The sequence below is a fragment of the Ruminiclostridium cellobioparum DSM 1351 = ATCC 15832 genome, assembly GCF_000621505.1.
GTDB classification, from domain to species: Bacteria; Bacillota; Clostridia; order Acetivibrionales; family DSM-1351; genus Ruminiclostridium; species Ruminiclostridium cellobioparum.
In genome coordinates, this window is sequence record NZ_KK211292.1 from 51,910 (window position 1) to 70,572 (window position 18,663).

Annotated in this window: 18 protein-coding genes; 12 read left to right on the forward strand and 6 right to left on the reverse strand. The window is 42.6% G+C overall.

What is annotated here, in order from left to right:
- Position 1 precedes the first annotated feature (1 nt).
- The 5 genes from T344_RS0123075 (at position 2) to T344_RS31980 (ending at position 4,123) form a co-directional block, all read left to right on the forward strand.
- Positions 2–985: an ABC transporter ATP-binding protein gene (locus T344_RS0123075; protein WP_004625079.1), complete on the forward strand. Its 984-nt coding sequence runs from the start codon at positions 2–4 to the stop codon at positions 983–985.
- Entirely contained in the window at positions 982–1,947 is a 966-nt protein-coding gene (locus T344_RS0123080) for an ABC transporter ATP-binding protein (RefSeq protein WP_027630664.1), read from the forward strand. Before T344_RS0123075 ends, T344_RS0123080 begins: the two co-directional genes overlap by 4 nt.
- A 186-nt stretch (positions 1,948–2,133) precedes the next feature.
- A complete protein-coding gene (locus T344_RS29120) occupies positions 2,134–2,826 on the forward strand; it encodes a phosphatase PAP2 family protein (protein WP_242842130.1) in 693 nt (230 codons plus the stop codon).
- 155 nt (positions 2,827–2,981) lie between these two features.
- A complete protein-coding gene (gene proB / locus T344_RS0123090) occupies positions 2,982–3,800 on the forward strand; it encodes a glutamate 5-kinase (RefSeq protein WP_004625082.1) in 819 nt (272 codons plus the stop codon).
- Positions 3,801–3,871: 71 nt separating this feature from the next.
- Entirely contained in the window at positions 3,872–4,123 is a 252-nt protein-coding gene (locus T344_RS31980) for a peptidoglycan-binding domain-containing protein (RefSeq protein WP_376785679.1), read from the forward strand.
- 36 nt (positions 4,124–4,159) lie between these two features.
- Here the strand turns inward: T344_RS31980 and T344_RS0123095 are convergent, their stop codons facing one another.
- From T344_RS0123095 to T344_RS0123105, 3 genes are all read right to left on the reverse strand, one after another.
- A complete protein-coding gene (locus tag T344_RS0123095) occupies positions 4,160–6,700 on the reverse strand; it encodes a transglycosylase domain-containing protein (protein WP_027630665.1) in 2,541 nt (846 codons plus the stop codon).
- A gap of 242 nt (positions 6,701–6,942) precedes the next feature.
- The gene (locus tag T344_RS0123100; protein WP_027630666.1) at positions 6,943–7,368 is read right to left on the reverse strand and encodes a bactofilin family protein; all 426 of its coding nucleotides are present in this window, start codon (positions 7,366–7,368) and stop codon (positions 6,943–6,945) included.
- Positions 7,369–7,448: 80 nt separating this feature from the next.
- The gene (locus T344_RS0123105; RefSeq protein WP_027630667.1) at positions 7,449–8,408 is read right to left on the reverse strand and encodes a peptidoglycan DD-metalloendopeptidase family protein; all 960 of its coding nucleotides are present in this window, start codon (positions 8,406–8,408) and stop codon (positions 7,449–7,451) included.
- A gap of 420 nt (positions 8,409–8,828) precedes the next feature.
- Here T344_RS0123105 and T344_RS0123110 point away from each other — a divergent pair, with 420 nt between their 5' ends.
- Positions 8,829–11,153, forward strand: coding sequence for a methyl-accepting chemotaxis protein (locus T344_RS0123110; protein WP_027630668.1), 2,325 nt, complete (start codon positions 8,829–8,831; stop codon positions 11,151–11,153).
- A 219-nt stretch (positions 11,154–11,372) separates the two neighbouring features.
- Here the strand turns inward: T344_RS0123110 and T344_RS0123115 are convergent, their stop codons facing one another.
- The 3 genes from T344_RS0123115 to T344_RS0123125 form a co-directional block, all read right to left on the reverse strand.
- Entirely contained in the window at positions 11,373–11,732 is a 360-nt protein-coding gene (locus T344_RS0123115) for a phage holin family protein (protein ID WP_027630669.1), read from the reverse strand.
- Between the two features lie 137 nt (positions 11,733–11,869).
- A complete protein-coding gene (locus T344_RS0123120; protein WP_027630670.1) occupies positions 11,870–12,364 on the reverse strand; it encodes a GerW family sporulation protein in 495 nt (164 codons plus the stop codon).
- Entirely contained in the window at positions 12,343–12,903 is a 561-nt protein-coding gene (locus T344_RS0123125) for a hypothetical protein (RefSeq protein ID WP_027630671.1), read from the reverse strand. The genes T344_RS0123120 and T344_RS0123125 overlap by 22 nt, the downstream gene beginning before the upstream one ends.
- Before the next feature lie 267 nt (positions 12,904–13,170).
- Here T344_RS0123125 and T344_RS0123130 point away from each other — a divergent pair, with 267 nt between their 5' ends.
- From T344_RS0123130 to T344_RS31075, 6 genes are all read left to right on the forward strand, one after another.
- A complete protein-coding gene (locus T344_RS0123130) occupies positions 13,171–13,386 on the forward strand; it encodes a ferritin family protein (protein WP_004625070.1) in 216 nt (71 codons plus the stop codon).
- A 178-nt stretch (positions 13,387–13,564) separates the two neighbouring features.
- Complete coding sequence (gene rlmD, locus T344_RS0123135) at positions 13,565–14,944, forward strand: 23S rRNA (uracil(1939)-C(5))-methyltransferase RlmD (protein ID WP_027630672.1); 1,380 nt, start codon at positions 13,565–13,567, stop codon at positions 14,942–14,944.
- 115 nt (positions 14,945–15,059) lie between these two features.
- Positions 15,060–16,322, forward strand: coding sequence for a recombinase family protein (locus tag T344_RS0123140; protein WP_027630673.1), 1,263 nt, complete (start codon positions 15,060–15,062; stop codon positions 16,320–16,322).
- A 521-nt stretch (positions 16,323–16,843) separates the two neighbouring features.
- The gene (locus T344_RS0123145) at positions 16,844–17,698 is read left to right on the forward strand and encodes a ComEC/Rec2 family competence protein (RefSeq protein WP_154669470.1); all 855 of its coding nucleotides are present in this window, start codon (positions 16,844–16,846) and stop codon (positions 17,696–17,698) included.
- 9 nt (positions 17,699–17,707) lie between these two features.
- Complete coding sequence (locus T344_RS0123150; protein WP_027630675.1) at positions 17,708–18,229, forward strand: hypothetical protein; 522 nt, start codon at positions 17,708–17,710, stop codon at positions 18,227–18,229.
- 43 nt (positions 18,230–18,272) lie between these two features.
- A complete protein-coding gene (locus tag T344_RS31075; protein ID WP_154669471.1) occupies positions 18,273–18,434 on the forward strand; it encodes a hypothetical protein in 162 nt (53 codons plus the stop codon).
- The last annotated feature ends 229 nt before the right edge of the window (positions 18,435–18,663 follow it).

Consider the following 18,663-nt stretch of genomic DNA (forward strand, 5'->3'; position numbering starts at 1 on the left):
CATGTTACTTGAAGTTAAAAATTTAAAAACAGAATTCAAATTAAAAAAAGGTGTAGTCAATGCTGTTGACGACATCAGTTTTTCTTTAGATAAAGGTAAAATACTTGCAATAGTAGGTGAATCGGGTTCGGGTAAAAGTGTCACCTCCCTTTCCATAATGGGCCTGCTTCAGGACCCCGGCCGCGTAGCGGAGGGTGAAATCCTGTTCAAGGGCAAGGATTTGCTTAAGATGAGCAAGGCTGAAAAGCGTTCGGTACGCGGAAATCAGATTTCAATGATCTTTCAGGAGCCCATGACTTCCTTAAATCCGGTTTACAGGATCAAGGACCAGATCATGGAAAGTATTATGACACATATGAAGGTTTCCAAAAAGGAAGCTCTCAAGCGTACCATCGAAATGCTGGAGATAGTCGGAATACCCTCGGCTGAAAAGCGCGCCTATGATTACCCTCATCAAATGAGCGGAGGTATGAGGCAAAGGGTTATGATAGCTATGGCATTGATAGGAAATCCTGAACTATTGATTGCCGATGAACCGACAACTGCGCTGGATGTTACCATACAGGCCCAGATACTGGATCTGCTGTACCATATGCGTGAAAAATTCAATATGGCTGTAATGCTTATCACACATGACCTGGGCGTGGTATCCGAAGCTGCCGACCATGTTATAGTAATGTATTGCGGCAAAATAGTCGAAGAAGCAGATGTGCGTTCACTGTTTGAAAATCCTCTCCATCCCTATACGCTGGGTTTGCTTCGCTCCATTCCAAGACTCGAGGATGAGAACGATGAACCTCTCTATATGATAAAGGGTATGGTGCCAAATCCGTTGAACATGCCGGCAGGCTGCCCGTTCTCCGACCGCTGCGACAGCTGTATGGACCGCTGCCGGAAGGAAATGCCCCAACTGGTGGAAAAGGATGGGCACAAGGTGCGTTGCTTCCTTTATGAAGATGAAAGACAAGGAGGTAAACGAACATGAGTGAAGTCCTGGTTGAAGTAAAAAACCTTAAGAAGTATTTCACGCTGGATCATGACTTTTTCGGCCGTCCCACCTCGGTATTAAAGGCCACCGATGACGTATCTTTCAGTATCAATAAAGGTGAAACCCTTGGTCTGGTCGGTGAGTCGGGCTGTGGAAAAACCACCATCGGAAAGATGCTGGTAAACCTTTATGAACCCACAGAAGGGCAGATTATATTTGAAGGCACAGATCTGACAAAATTGTCTGAAGCCAAGCGCCGTGCATACAGCAAGGACATTCAGCTTATTTTTCAGGACCCCTATGCCTCATTGAATCCGAGAATGACAGTGGGTGACATCATTGCCGAGCCAATCAGGATCAATAACCTGCTGCCAAAGGAAAAGATTGAAAGCAGAGTAACTTATTTATTAAATTGCGTAGGTCTGGCAAATCATCAGAGAAACCGCTATCCCCACGAATTTTCGGGAGGACAGCGCCAGCGTGTGGGCATTGCCCGTGCACTTGCCGTGCAGCCCAAGCTGATTGTCTGTGATGAGCCTGTATCAGCACTGGATGTGTCAATACAGGCACAGGTTCTCAACCTGCTGGATGAACTGAAGGAGGAATTCGGACTCACCTACCTCTTCATTGCCCATGGACTGAATGTGGTGAAGCATATCAGTGACCGGGTAGGCGTCATGTACCTTGGAAAGCTGGTGGAAATGGCACCGAAGAAGGAACTGTATTCCAATCCGATGCATCCTTATACGCAGGCGCTGCTGTCGGCCATACCCTCGGTTGATCCAAATACCAAAAAGCAGAGGATAATCCTCTCAGGTGATGTGCCAAGCCCGATCAACCTTCCGGAGGGCTGCCGCTTCTGTTCACGCTGCTTTAAGAAAATCGAAGGCTGCGACAGGGATGAACCTGGCTTGAAAGAAGTTTCACCGGGGCATTTTGTAGCATGTAAGCTGTATTAAAAATATCACTTGAATACAAGTTAACTTAAACCGGCGCAGCTGGTCAGGTTAACTGGACCAGAAACCTCCTGAACACAGGCTTTTTGAATGTTCAGGAGGTTTATTTGCGTCAAAAAACAGACTTATCTCAGAATGGTACGTAAAGTATTATGTTGCAGCAATAATATACCACTCAACAGGAGAAAAATGATGAACAAAACTGACTTATTAAAGGCTAACGGAAAAACAGGATTTTTATATAGACTGTTATTCATACTGATGATACCTGCGGCACAGGGGCTGTACTTTCTAATCAACCTGACCACCACAAGGGCATATGACATCACCATATTTCTGGATAAATACATACCTTTTAATGAGTGGTTTATCCTGCCCTATGTATTCTGGTATTTTTATACCTTCGGCGCATTGGTTGTTCTGGCGTATAAAGACTGCAAAACCTATTACAAGCTTTTGTTCAGCATAGTTACAGGGATGATGGTATGCTTCGTCGTATATTTCATATTCCCCACCACAGTGCCCAGGCCGCATGTGCCGGGTACAAACCTCCTTCAGAAAATGGTTCTGATGATTTACGGCAATGATAAGCCCTACAACTGTTTTCCAAGCATTCATATGCTGGACACCCTGTTGATCACCATGTTTATATTCAAGCATAACAAGAATCTTATACTTAAGGTAACCTCAGCCGTCATATGTGTATCCATATATATGTCCACCTGGTTTGTAAAGCAGCACAGTATTCTGGATGCGGTTGCCTCCACCATTTTAGGGATTATACTGTTCCTGGTGTTTGAAAATGAGTATGTTATCAGGAAACTTGAAAATCTGCGTGAGATATTGACCCTGCAGAAACGGGTGAAGGGACTGTCGGAATAAAGAGAGTTTTATTATAATTCATGCTTTCTTTACCAATAAGCAAAAATATTATATAATTCTTTTATTGTATAAATATTAATTATTTGTATAATTAGAGAATATATAATATTTTTTTATTTTCAAGTATATCCGGTCAGCCCGGCATGGAGGTCGCAATGGGGTTTAAAAGAGAAGAACTGAAAGAGGCACACCGTATTGTTATTAAAGTGGGAACATCCACATTGACATATGAAACAGGAAAAATAAATTTCACAAGGATAGACAAGCTTGCAAGGATCTTATCCGATCTCTCAAACCAGGGGAAAGAAGTGGTCCTGGTTAGCTCAGGGGCCATAGGAGTGGGAGTGGACAAGCTCAAGCTGCCCGAAAGGCCCAAGACCATACGTGAAAAGCAGGCCGTTGCTGCTGTGGGGCAGTGTGAACTCATGCACATGTACAGCAAATTCTTTTCCGAGTACGGCCATATAGTGGCGCAGATCCTTTTGACAAGAGATGTAGTGGGTGACGAAACCTGCAGCAGAAATGTTGTCAATACCTTTGAAACACTGCTGGCAAAGGGCATAGTACCCATAGTCAATGAAAATGACTCTGTGTCGATAGTGGAGCTCAAAGCTGGACAGAAAGATACCTTCAGCGAAAATGACACACTGTCGGCCATAGTCGCAAAGCTTATAAGAGCCGACCTTTTAATAATACTTTCTGATATAGACGGCTTCTATGATTGCGATCCGAGAAAGAATCCCGACTCAAAGATGTTATCGGTAATAGAGGAGATAACTCCAGAGATAGAGTGCTATGCGGATGGAGCCGGAACCAAGCGCGGGACAGGCGGAATGGTTACCAAGCTCAAAGCGGCAAAAATAGCTACCAAAGCTGGGGTTAATGTGGTGCTGACCAATGGCAGCCATCCTGAATCAGTTATGGATATTATAAACGGTGACGAGATAGGAACCGTATTTGTGGGAAGGGATTAAATATTGTGTTAGCTAAAAATTTAAAATAAAAAGTATGGATAAAAACAAATTAAGTAAAAATGTAAAATATAGTGAGACGTTTACAATTTTTATTAAACTATTGCATTGATGCTTACATTCCTGAGACGGGATATTTTGGAACAGAAACCCAAAGTGCAGTTAGAAAACTACAGAGTTATGCTAATACAAGAACATTTGGTAATATAAGTTTCAAATTTACGGCGATAAGTGCAGATGGCGTTGCAGGCCCTTACACATGGGGTAAGTTAAATTATATGATGACTATTTTATCAAAAATATATAAAATAAAGCCACTAAATTGATTCTAAAAAATCAATTTAGTGGCTTTTATTATTACACTACGGTATTACATCCATCCCATCATCAGGGAGTTCCTCAGTGGGTAAGGTTTCCCCTCCTATGGGAGGTACTGTAAATCCATTTCCGGTCTGGTTTTCATTTCCGGTATTTGATGATGAGGCAGGGTGTGATGTCGAGGCATTATGGATTGTACAGTACTCACCCTGCGGAAGCTCGTACATCCAGTCCTTGATTGCTGTGGCCAGGGACTTGTTGCTTGGATCCTTTGGAAGATATGGTACCGGCCTCCGGATGAATACTTTTTCCTGAACAAGATTAGGAGGGCAATATTCGGTGGCCAATAAAGGTCTGCCATAAATATCCTTGCTTGATATATCAACCTTTGCCAGAATGTGAACGTCACATTCATCTTTAGGTTCGGTCCCCTTTGCAAAATATTCGGTACTGATCCGGCTGCCTCTTGGATCACTGGCACAGTAAGGGCCGGGAAGCTTACCGGAATCGATGCAAATGGATTTTTTCACTATGCCTTCGGGAGCGGGATCAAAATCCTTCACTTCCAGATTTGAGTGTATCCTGTTCATTACCTTATTCCACAGTAAAAGTGCCTGGTTCCATTCGGTCCTCTTTAATGATTTAGGTGTGTTGTAGCCGTACCAGGAAGCTCCTACATAGTAGGGCGAGTAGCCCACAAACCATTTGTCCCTGTAGTCCTCGGTGGTACCGGTTTTTCCGGCGGTAGGTATGGTCTTTCCCTCCTTGTTCTTCACCTGACCGTACCTTAAGTTGGTATCTGGTATATAGCCGGCAGCCGTACCGCTTGTGACAACATCCTTCATCATGCTGGTCATCAGAAAGGCCGTGGTTTCCTTGTAGGCTACATTGGATTTCTGATCCTGTTTTCTGTCAAGGAGGACATTTCCCTTGTCATCGGTAACTTTTGTATAGGATATAGGCTCAATATACATGCCCTGGTTGACAAAAGGTACAAAGGCTGCTGCCATATCCAGCGGGTTAACGCCGTCTCTTAATCCACCCAGAGCCATAGATATATAGCCTTCGTCGGGTCTGTCTATATTTACCTTTTTAAGGTATTTTATTGAGTTTTCGGGTTTCAGATAATCTCTGAAAACCTGGGCGGCAACAACGTTCTGGGATTTCGTTATAGCTTTCCTGATGTTGATAAGTCCCTGATAAGTCCCTGACTCGGCATTTGTAGGATATGGGGTATTCGGTTTGGTAGTGTCCATATAAACAGGTACATCGTCAATTACGGTGCCGGGAGTTATCAAGCCCAAATCTATTGCCGGAGCATAAACCGCGATTGGTTTGAAGCTGGAGCCCGCCTGCCTTTTCATATCGGTAGCCCTGTTGAGCGCAAAGCTCACTTCCTTGGTTCCGTACTGGCCATACATTCCGCGTATCTGGCCGGTGGCGGGATCCACAACGATCATGGCACCCTGGGCCTGCATATCCGGATTGCTGATTTTTTCGTTTGCAGGAAAGTTCTTAATATTTGTAAATTCCTCGGTCATTATTTTCTGGATGTTGGAATCCTGAGTTGTGTATATATTCAGACCGCTGTTGTAAATTTTTATACTTGCGGCATCGCTTGAAAGATTGTATTTCTTCATTAAATCCTTTTTAACCTGTGTGAGTACATAGTCGACGAAATAACTCTGTACGCTTGCAGAGCTTTTTTTGTCTTCGTCCTTGGGCTGATAGAATTTAAGCTGTTCCGCGATGGCTTCGTCATGTTCATTCTGGCTGATATAGCCCTGCCTGAGCATTTCATCCAGGATGGTTTCCTGGCGGTCCTTGTTTCTGGCCTTGTTTTTTTCACCCAATGTAGGATCGTAAAGTCCCGGTGATTTGGTTATGCCTGCAATACAGGCACATTCAGCCAGAGACAGATCCTTTACGTCCTTGTTGAAGAATTTCTTTGCGGCGGCCTGAACGCCGTAGACACCTGAACCGGTAGTAATGCGGTTCATATAGTTGTCAAGGATCTGATCCTTTGTGAGAACATTTTCAAGGGCCATTGCCTGCCAGGCTTCCTGAACCTTTCTCTTGATGGTTGATTCTTCATTGCCGGTAATATTCTTAACGAGCTGCTGAGTGATTGTACTGCCGCCGTATGAAGCGTTGCCGAAAGTGATGATATATTCCATTGCAGCTCCCACGAACCGTTTGATATCCATACCGTTATGGGATCTGAATCTTGAATCTTCAATAGCAATAAAGGCATTTCTCATATTGTCGGGTATTTCAGAATGTTCAACGAGTACTCTGTTTTCACTTCCCTTTATCTGGGCAATTTCATTTCCGTCCTTGTCATATATGAAAGAGGTAAGCTTCGTTATATCCAATTGATCAGCCGTTATGGGCGTAGCATTTTTGACATATCCAAAAACTGCTCCTCCCAATATTCCACCAAAAACACACCCTAAAGATATGAGGATAACCAACACTGTCTTTACAACTGCAAAGGTAAATTGGGCATAAGGAGAAGAGCGTTTCTTTTTCTTCTTCTTTGGCTGCTCTTCATTACCAACCGCAGCTTTTTCATTAGGTTTCATAATATCCTCCTCAACTGTTTGTAAAACATTTGTTCTCAATATTATATCACAGCGCGAAATGAGCCGCAACAAATTGCCGTGCCGGGCAATTCTTAACTTTTCATTAAGAAATGCCAAAATCACTTACATTGAGACATGTGCTCCACTTATTAATAAAGTACGGGCCATACCCCTGAGATGTCTGTTTTACAAATAAAAACCCCGTCCACTTTGAGTGAAACGGGGCATAGTCACCTGTTCCGTCAGGCCTCTTCCTGACTCAGGTCTGAGCTTTTTTTAAAATCCTTTTTCTTGCCGAGCAATATCGGCTTTACAGAAGAGGCTTCAAGCATTTTACAGTTGCCGTCAAACAGGCTGCCTTCCTCGCAGACAAAGGATTTTACCTGTATATCTCCGATTGCCCTGGCAGATGACAAAAGCTTCAGCAGGCCGGAGGAGAATACATTTCCCTCAATATTCCCGGCAACATGTATATTGGTTGCTGTGATGTCCCCCTTGATAACCGAGGTTTCACCTATGAACAGGTCACCCTGGACAGTCACATTTCCTGTAACCCTGCCGTCTATCCTGACTATGCCTTTGGAGGTTACATCTCCTTTGAGTTCAGTATTTGCGCCTACCAATGTATCAAAGGTGGCCTTTCCGAAATCCGTTTGTTTATTAAACAAGTTTATTCCTCCTTTAACGGTGATTAGAGTAATTATAACTTCAATTTCAACTTTTACTCTAATTCTACCATATTTTGATATTAATCGGCAGATTTTAAATTGACATACTCGGTAGGATCAACAGGTGTATTGCCGATCCTGATTTCAAAATGCAAATGAGGTCCCGTGCTGTTGCCTGTGCTGCCTACCAGAGCTATTTTTTGCCCTTTGTTTATAATATCTCCTTTTTTCACCAGGAGTTTTGAAGAATGGCCGTAAATGGTTCTGAAACCATTCTGGTGATCGATCTTGACATTGTAGCCGTAACCGTTGGAGTAACCTGCGAACTCCACAACGCCGGAGGCTGCCGCAAAAATGGGATCGCCCTTTGACGAGGAGATATCCACGCCTTCATGGATCTTCCTTACTTTTTGAATAGGGTGGTTCCTCATGCCAAAGGGCGAAGTGACCGGTCCCCTGGCAGGAACAAATGTCGGGATGGAATCTATGTATTTTTCCAGCTTTTCATTGGTCGCCAGGAGCTGAGCCGTCAAATCCCCATTGTCATTAAAGTCTTTGTTCAATTGCTGAACAATATTGCCCAGTTTTGAAAGATCAATTATTGCATTGTTGCTGCTTTTTGTTGAGACAGAGCCTCTGCTGGTTTTTTTCAGATAATCGTCGGCTATGTCCGAATATAGTTTGGTGAACTCTTCAATTTTTGATTTGGCATTGGAGTTTTCCTGATTCATATGCTCCAATTGAGTGTTGCTGAGGGAGAGCGATTCATTCTGGCTGTTGATTATTTCAGTCAGATTTTTGATCTGCTGCTGCAGCTCCTCACTGCTTATTTCATTTGCCTGTGGCTGTGAATCCTCCATTTCCTTTTGATGACCGTAGACAAGGGCAAAAACGGCAGCGGTTGAGAAAATCAGCAAAGCAGCCAGCAGCTTCACAACCGGTGCCTTAAAGGAAATTCTTTTAACATCGTCGTTGGTATGGGGAATTATAACTACAGAATAATTCTTACCCAGTTTTTTTAAATTACTCAAAACTTTCATTTTTAAAATTACCACCATCTCAAATATTTCATTCGGGAAAATTGTTTTAAGCGCAAAATCAATAAAGATAAATATTGTTATACGGCAAACAATCATATATGATTATTTCCACATTTGCAGCATATTAACAATTACCCGTTTTAAATCAAATAAATTTTGGACGCAAATAAGCGCAGTTATCTTTTGTAGGAGTAAAAGAAGAAATAACTATAGAAGCGTAATTGGCAAATTACTATATTCTACAATAAAATGAAATATCCTTTTTTCCGGATTAAAAAAATTATTATTGCAGCAATTATTATGGTATAAACTATGGTATAATATTACCAGATTTTTTGACTAAATTTGACTTTGGAGTAAAGGATTTTTTAAAGTTATATCGAATTACTTAAATTAACTGACTTTTATTTGGAGGTTGCCATGAAAAATGTCAAGAGCACCGTTATAGGAGCTTTTAGTATAGTTGTTGTAATATCCTTGCTCTCATCGGCCATATCGTTCTTCGGCTATAATAAAGTAATGGATTCGGTAAATAATATACAGATCAACAAATCCAACCAGGACATGCTTCAGGAGCTGTCTGAGCTGTCTGCAAAAAGGCAGCAGCTGGCCACTCAAAGTGTAACCTCCATGGAATATAAGGATACCAAAGAATTTCAAGACTTTGGTGACAGTATCGACAATATTGCAAACAAGCTGTTAAACGCCGGAATCAGCCAAACCGACAAGGAGACTGTTCAGCAGCTGTCGGCTATAAACAGGAAGTATGCCGATGTCTACCTGAATACGATGGCTGCCGATCTCAAGGTCTTTGACAACAAAAGCATTGCCGGGCTGTCCAAAAATGTTCAAAGCATTTATGACGATGTCCAGAAGGAGCAGCTTGAACAAAGAAACCAACTGGCTTCCGCCCTGGAAAAGGAACTGGACAGATCATTATTTGATGTCATTGAAATTAACAGAAGATTAAAGCTTATAAACTCAGACTCAAAGGAAATGGATGTTGATTTCGTAGAGGTGAAAAACCTGCTGGCCGACGTTTTAAGCAGACTCCAGACAACCGGAGAAAATACCGGAATTTCCCCGGATGAAGAAGAGGAATTGAACAAAAAAATTGAGGCATTGAAGCAGGGTATAACAAACGTAGCTTCCGACGGCCTTATGATTCTTGAGAATTCAGAGGTTTTCGGATTTGACAGGGTTTTCAATATAAAACAGTTGAAAAGCGACCTTGAGCGATATCAAAAGCTGACTGAGATTATTTACCTGACTGCGCAGAATAATTCGGAGTTGATGTATTCCGCTTCGGCATATGACGATAAATCTTCGGATATCAATAAGAATAAAGCGGCGATTGATCAACTGCTGAAAGAACTTGCAGACAGCGGCTTCAACAAAGAGACACTGGATAAAATAAAAAGCCGGCATGCAGAATACGCTGCCGCTGCAGCCGAAGTGCAAAAGAGAAGTTTAATAATGCAGAAGGCGGCAATAACCAACGGTTATACCAGCATGACAGAAATGAACAGGGAATTTGCAGATAATATCAAAAAGCTGAGGCTTTCCTTTAACGGGTATCTGGCCCAGGATATCAAAACCTCGGTACAGATAAAAACCGCCATATTCTGGATATTGATAGCAATAACCATATTATCCATATCGGCGGGCATGGTTCTGGCACTTGTTTTATCAAAAAAAATTGCAAATCCCATAAATTCTCTGGCAGCTATCCTGTCACGTGTTGAAAAAGGAGATCTGACGGTGCGGGCCGACATAAAGGCCGGCGGAGAGATTGGCGGGTTGGGCAGGAAGGTCAACAGTGTCCTGGACGGACAGCAAAAGATGGTCGAGCAGTTCAGGGATACCACCAATGAAATAAGTGATCTTAAGCAGCGGCTCATTGTACTGGTCAGCCAGAACCGTGAGAGCGTGAGTAAAATTTCAAATAACAGGAAAAACCCTGTTCAGGTGTCGGGCAGGCCAATTGACACCGAGAGTATCATAACAGATGTAAAAAGTGTTTCACTTCAGACCCAGAAGGCTGCCGACGACAGCAAAAAAGCCATAGAGCTTGCAAAGTCCAGGGAAAAGACGGTGGAAGAAGCAGAAGTGGTTATAAATACCGTAAATGAAACTGTAAAATCCATTGCTGCTTCCATATCAAAGCTTGAGGAATCCTCCGGAAAGATAGGAGAAATAACAAATACAATTACTCAAATTGCTTCCCAGACCAACCTCCTGGCGCTTAACGCCGCTATTGAAGCAAATAGGGCAGGGCAGCAGGGAAAAGGCTTTGCGGTAGTTGCCGATGAAATACGAAAGCTTTCAAACGCAAGCAATCAGTCTGCGGGAGAAATTAAGAACCAGATAAAGGAAATACAGTCAAGCATCAGCTTTGCAGTTGAAAAAATGAATCTGGGAGTTGTCGGTGTTGAAGACGGCGCCTCCAGAATAAATGATGTAAAGGAAGGCATATCGGAGATAATTGAATCTGTAAATCTTGTTTCACAGACGATAAAGGAATCGGCCGATAAAGCCCATGATCATTATGAATCTACCATTCAGTTCATCGAAGCGGTGGATTCAATGTCAAAAGCCGTATCGGAGACTTCGGCTGCCGGTGATAATATTAATGACATTATTGAGCTGCAAACAAACACATTAAAGGACCTCGACCAGATTTCACGGCTCTTGCACGAGGCATCCGGCGATTTGAAAAACATATCCGACAGGGTGAGAATATGATGCTGTAATGCAGTTTTATACCTGTTACAAGAAATAGTTGGAAATTAAAGGTATAACCCTACTGCAATGTGGAATACTTAATATAACGGCATACTGATTCAAATAATAACTTTTTGTCCCTGCAAAGGGACATTTTTTTTGAAGAAGCCGGGATTCCCGGCTTCTTCAAATGACAAGTCATATAAAACCTGTTGAGTTATCCTGTCCTTAAGATTAAAACTACATGGCACGCCCCGGAATAATGGCATCAACCACACCGTAAATTACAGCTGCAATTAATGCTCCTATAATGGTAACATTATAACCGGGAACAATAAATTTTACGGCGTAAATTATAATAGCTGCCAGTATGAAGCCGGATATTCCCCTGCCAAAAGGTGCCGCATTGATTCCGGTAATCTTATTGACCAGCCAGTCGAGCACTGCTAAAACAACTGCGGCCAGTATCAATGAAAACCAGGATGAAATGGCGAAGCCAGGAGTCAGAAAGGCTGTTATAGCCAGTATAACTGCTCCTACAACCAAACGTAATAAGAACGAACCTAAGCCCGATTTTTCTTTTCTTTCTACTTTTTCCATAATATCTGTATCCTTTCATATTAAAGAATATTTAAACGGTCAAGTGCAATAGCTGCCCATGAAGGTTATAACTAATATATATTTTTTACACATTTTTATAAGGTATGCTGTAAAATAATGGGGTTACAAAATAAAGTCTACTTGCTCTGATCCTGCTGTGACCGGGACTGTTCCATGCCCGGCTGTCCCTGCTGCCCCTGTTGTCCCTGCTGGCTCTGTCCCTGTGCCTGACCGCTCTGCTGCTTGCCGGTCATTCCGGAAATAATCTGGGGTATTTTGTCCATCAGCTGACCTGCGGCAGTACTGTTAAGCGACAGCAGGGATACATTGTCCTTGTCAATAACGATTACGGCATCGGTGCTTAATTTTGCACCCAGTCCAAGAGCTCCTCCAGCCATATTTCCGGCTCCGGACATTGAATTCATACCGGGCGAGATTGTGGATGAAGAACCCGGCTGGGATTTTGAAGCCGAATTGCCGCTGCCGTATCCCAAAGTAAGGGAAACAACCGGCAGGAAAGTTTTATCAGAATGGGTTACCGGCTTGCCTATAAGCCCTTCACTCTGGGTAAAACCTTCGAGGTTTGAAAAAAGTGCGTCAACATTCTGTGTCAAGCTTGTGTTTTGATCCATTGTAAGTTCCTCCTGTTTCTGTAGTATTTTATTAGGTTGGTTAGTGAGGCACCCAAGTTTACACTTGCTTCTGCATCAAAATAAATATAGTCATGGGCAGACATAAAATCCGGTATTTGACTCAGAGAATCTATATTTATAAACTGTGAAGCCGTATTGAAGGCTCCGCAGGCGATGCCTGTTGCAGAAGGATTGGTGAAGCCGTATTTTGTATTAATACTTAAGTCTTTCAAATAAAATATTTTTAAAAGATCAGTTTTTCTGATACCTTTTCCACTTTTTTTGCCTCTAGAAAGTATTCCATGACTCCCGGCTTTAATGGTTTTTTTGAACAAATGCATCCGGAATATATATACATCAATCTTAGGGTGCCAGTTCTCGATGGAAACTGTTCCTTTTATAAAGGAATATATCCAGTTTACCGACAGATGCATATCATTGCGGTCGGTATCAAATACTAATTTTACTTTTGCATCAAATGCAAACAGAAGCAAAAGAACAAAAGCTATCACTATTAATATTATATAAACAATGCCCATGAAGGGACCTCCATTCTTTAAATTTATATACTTAACGTACATCTGGTTCAGGTTTTTTATAATTTGAATTACAATAATTAGGGATTACAGTAATTGAAATTGCATCATAAAAAATCTTTTCATTATTAGAATAACCACAGGATTTTCTTTTATGTTCGCAATATTTGCATGGGTTGGTATGAAAAAATTTTTTAAGTATTTTTAATTGTATTAAATGAATTACTTATGCGGAAAATGCAGATAATAGATTTACGGAGGTGGAGTCAAATGTCAACTTTAGATAATGAAGTTAAAATAACAACCTATGACAGACTGCTGAGAGCATGGGAAAATTCCATGGAATTGGTGCGTGATTACGAAATGTATTCCAAGAGGGTTGAAGACGGCGAAATAAAACAGGTATTCAAGGATTTCGCAGAAGATGAAGGAATGCATGCTTCCAAACTTCGTGAGATGTTGTTGGACTACAGGCGGGAGCACTGATTCATCAGGCATACATCAGAGGCATAAGGGAGAGTTTCTCCAGGGTCTGCAAACCCTGGACAACGGCTCCCTTGTGCTTTTATTATGATTGCGGCAGTATTGGGGTTGTGTTATTATAAGTAAAATGACCGAATGTTTATGGTGAATAAGGAAAGTGACAGAAAGGCTTATGATAAAAATGAAGCAGGCTTCTCAAAATTTCTCAAAAGATAAAAATTATAAAATTGAAATAACAGGCCTTACCCATGAGGGGCAGGGAGTGGGCAAGATAGATGGATTTGTGATATTTGTGGATTCGGCCCTTCCGGGTGAAACCGTAACCGTTAAAATAGTTAAGCAAACCAAGAGTTATGCCGTCGGCAAGCTTGTTAAGGTGGAAAAACCGTCGGAAAACAGGGTTAAACCCTTCTGCCCGGTATTCGACAGCTGCGGGGGCTGTGCCGTCCAGCATATGGATTACCGGTCACAGCTGGATTTTAAAAAGGATACGGTTCTGCAAAATATCAGGAGAATAGGCGGGCTCGAAAATGTCAGGGTACTTGATACCATAGGCATGTCCAGCCCTTTTAGATACAGGAACAAGGTGCAATACCCGGTCAGCCTGCAGGATAACCAGGTAATGATAGGTTTTTATGAGAGCAGGTCCCACAAGATAATAGACAGCACCGAATGTGATATTCAACCGGACGAGAGCAATGTTATCAGAGGGCTGGTCAGGGACTTCTGCAAGCTGAACCGTATAAGCATCTATGATGAAAAGACAGGAAAGGGCCTGCTCCGCCATGTTATGGTCAGAAAGGGCTTCAAAACCAATGAATTGATGGTGGTTCTGGTGGTGAACGGGGTAAAGCTTCCTCATGCAGATAAACTGATCGGAAAACTTACAGAGCAATACCCGAATATAAAAAGTATCGTACTTAATGTAAATACCAAAAATACGAATATAATCCTTGGAGATAAGAATATATGCCTGTTTGGGCAGGAATTTATTTCAGACTACATAGGAAAATATAAATTCAATATCTCACCTCTGTCCTTTTTCCAGGTCAACCCCCTACAGACTGAGATACTTTACGGCAAAGCACTGGAGTATGCACAGCTGACAGGAAATGAAACCGTCTTTGACCTGTACTGCGGTATCGGAACCATATCGCTGTTTTTATCCGAGAAGGCAAAGAAGGTTATAGGCGTAGAGGTGGTTCCCGACGCCATAGAGGATGCAAAACGAAATGCAGAACTCAATAATATAACCAATACGCAGTTCATAGCAGGAGAGGCGGAGGTTGTCATACCAAAGCTATACGCTGAGGGCATCAAGGCTGATGTGGTGGTGGTGGATCCCCCCAGGAAGGGCTGTGATGAGGTGCTGCTGAACACACTTGTGGAGATGCAGCCCCAGCGGATAGTGTACGTCAGCTGTAATCCGTCCACGCTGGCGCGGGACTTGAAGTACCTGCACCAGCACGGGTTTGAGGCACAGGAAGTCCAGCCGGTGGACATGTTTCCGTGGACGGGGCATGTGGAAGCCGTAGTCCTGTTGCAACGTCAGAAACGCTGATGTAACAAGGGCTTTAGAGGGTGGATATGAAAATGCTTTGACGTGAGAGGATGCTTTCACGTCTTTTCTTTTGTAGAATACTTGCCCATCTTACATAGATAATTAAGGAATTCAAATGAAAAATGTCAGAATTATTCCGGTTATACCCAAAGAAAATAAAAAGCTCAGGGTCGCTGCCTATTGCAGGGTAAGTACATCCGGACCTGAACAACTGCGTAGCCTCGAGATTCAGATAAAGACTTATACGAAAATGATAAAAGGCCATCCTGACTGGATTTTTGCAGGTATGTTCCATGATATTGAAAGCGGGTTACGTCTTAGTGGCAGAAACGGGCTGGACAAACTGCTCAAAAAAGCGGCAAAAGGCAAGATTGATTACATCATCACCAAATCAATCAGCAGGGTATCAAGAGATACTCTGGAGGTTTTGAAGATTATTAGATTTTTAAGAGAGCGAGGGATCAATATGCATTTTGAAAATGAGAAGCTGGATTCAATCGAAGTGGATAAAGAATTTGAGATTACGCTGAGGGGGATGCTGGCGCAGGACGAGAGCCGGAATATCAGCGAGAATATTCAATGGGGAATTCAGCGCAAGTTTGAAAAGGGAGATATCTTTACGAAGTATAAGAGCTTCATGGGATATACTTGCGTTGATGGTGAGATTGTTATTGTGCCGGAGCAGGCAGAAGTAGTCAGAAAAATCTTTGACTTATATTTACAAGGACTGTCGTTGGGACAAATTAAGGTCTATTTGGAATCCCAAGGGATTAAGACTGTAACGGGCAAGGAAATTTGGGATACAAAAACGATCCAGAGGATGTTAACAAATGAGAAATACAAAGGCGATACCATGCTTCAAAAGACCTTTACTGAGGATTTTATGACCGGCAAGAAAAGAAAAAATGCTGGGCAGCGCAACAAATATTATGTGAGGGACAGTCATTCAGCCATTGTCTCTGCAGAAGTATTCGATAAGGTGCAGGAAGAAATGGCCAAGCGTTCAAGACTTGTGAGCAATGGGGATGGCACAGCGGAAATCAGCGGAAGCAAATTTAACGGTAAATATCTTCTTGGGAATTTGCTTGTATGCGGGGATTGCGGTGCAACTTATCGGAGAAGGACGGAAAGAGGCAAAGTTGTCTGGCGTTGCGCTACAAGGATTGAAAAGGGGAAAGACGCATGTCCACATTCCACTACGCTTGATGAAGGATGGATTAAGAAGATTATTGGCGAAATGTATTGTGATGGTGGCAGTTATACTGAAAGCGTAATCAGGGATAAAGTAAGTAAAATTCAGGTTTCCAATACCTATATTCTGATTAGTTTTAAGGATGGGCAGAGATTTTGTGTAGGTACAAGAGGGAAGTCGGAATAATCTGTCATATTCGAGTGAATCATGGCACGATGGTAGAAAAATATGGTATAATTACTACTATGATGAAATGCTTAAAAATTACAGATATATGCTGATTGAATTACCAAAGAGAAGCGAATGATTTAAAGATAGGGGTAGTGATATGCTTTTTTCTGAATAATTTAATATAGAATATATGGGGATGAAGAATAGTTTACATAGAGGTGTTTTACAATCGGTAGAGACTTCATTCTAAAATCGGATACCTTTCACCTTGTGATTCTGAAAGGGTTAAGTCAAGCTTCTTATTGTCCGCTTACGCTTGACCAGATCAGTTTGTTACAGGGAATTAAAGAATATGAGATTATGTATGGCAGGTCTTTTAACGAGGAGTGAAAGAACAAAAAATAGATAAGTAAGGTATAATTTTCTGATCTGTAGTCAAAGCCGAAATCGTTAACATAGAGGTGAAACTTGTAGGGTTCAGGGATAAATGGAACGGTATCTCAGGAATTGGGGATATAGAAAGGATGTGTAAAGATATGAGTCTGATAGTTAAATTCTATAACGTGGAACACGGCAGTTGCACCCATGTTATCACGCCCAATGGGAAACACTTGCTATATGACATTGGGTCAAAGACCGATTTAAGCATTTGCGGTCATCTGAAAGATACATATTTCAGGCACGGCGGCAGACCAGATATGCTCGTAATTACACACCCGCATATAGATCACATATCCGACCTGTGTAATATGTATCTCTATGACATTAAGCCGGGGTGCTTGTGGCGGGATAAAAGGGCTTTCCCATTAAACATCCTTAGTAGCGACAGGCAGGCAGAAATTGACATCAAAAACTGCGCTAACAGGATGCATAACGAATACACATCCACTATCGGCGCGGGTAGTGACCCGGAAGATGCGGCTGTCAATGGCGGCGTTACCATTCGTAGATACACGCCAAACCTTGTTGATTCGGAGTATGCTGATGTAAACAACTTCTCATGTGTGAACGTCATCGAGTACGGCGGTTTTAAGGTCATCATTACGGGCGACAATCCCGCCGCAAAACTGCTTGAAATGCTAAAAGGTTCTGGTTTCAAACAAGCGGTTGCTAACGCTACTGTCCTGCTCGCTCCACACCACGGACGCGACGGAGAGTATTGCGCCGACTTCGTATCTGTGGTCAATCCGCTATTAACCGTGTTCTCTGATAAGCCTATCGTTCACGATACGCAAGCGCACTCGGCGCAAAAATACGAAAACGCAACTCGCGGCGTAACGTGGAGCGGACAGAACCGTAAAGTGTTCACCACCCGGAGCGATGGCACAATAACATTTACATTCAAGTCTGATAGTAACTGGTTCATCGGCACCAGTACATCAGAGTATTAAGGGGTTACGATGGAAACAAAAGTACCATTCTACAATATAGTGAACATTTTCCTGCCAGGGCTAGTGCTGCTTGGTTCAAGCGTGTTGCTGTTTCTTGACGAGGTAATGACACTTGTGCAATCTATCACAAATCTTGGCAGTACCGGACTGGAAATTCTGGTCACGGTGTCGCTGTTCGCAATTGCCTACGAGGTCGGTTACATCATATTTCGGCTCGGCTCGGCGGCGATAGAGCCGTTGCTTAAAAAGATGTTTGGGTGGGTTGAACACAGCGATTTCATCGCCGCAGGGAAGACGAGCGAGAAAGCCCATGACAAACTTGAAATGCTGTCGCGGGAATACGGTTATACGAGAACGCAAATCACGCTGTTCATCGCGCTTACCGTTCTGACAGGCGTTCGGACGCAGTGGTGGTTTATGTTTGTTTGTATCCTCTGCGTAGGGTTATTCACTCTCACCGCTCGCGGACATATGAAAAAGACTCAGAAAGCCGTGAAACAATATCTCCGCGCAAGCTGCGGCGAAAGTTAGGCTTACAATGGCAAAACCAACACTACCTGCATGGTGGCTTAGCATGAAGTTGGAGAGTATTGCCGATGAGTATACGGCAAAAAACCGTGATTTTGTTCATACATTGGTGCTGACTAACTCTGCACGGAGCAGGATTATCCCGCAAACAGAACACTTCGACAAAGAGATAGCAGTGGAAGATAACATCGATGCTACTTTGTCGTGAGAGATGAAGGTGAGAGGTGGAATATGAGTTATAACGTAAGCGGGTTAAAAACATCAATATGCGTATCCGCCCCGATTGCTCTGTGTATGTTTTGGCAAACAATGGTGTTCCCCAAAGTGCGATTGAGGCGTTTCTTCCCAAGAAAGCGGGCTACATTCTCAACGCTTTTGATAGTCGGACGGAAAGAATGTAAACACATACTTGAAAGCAGCAGCAATCTACCTGTATA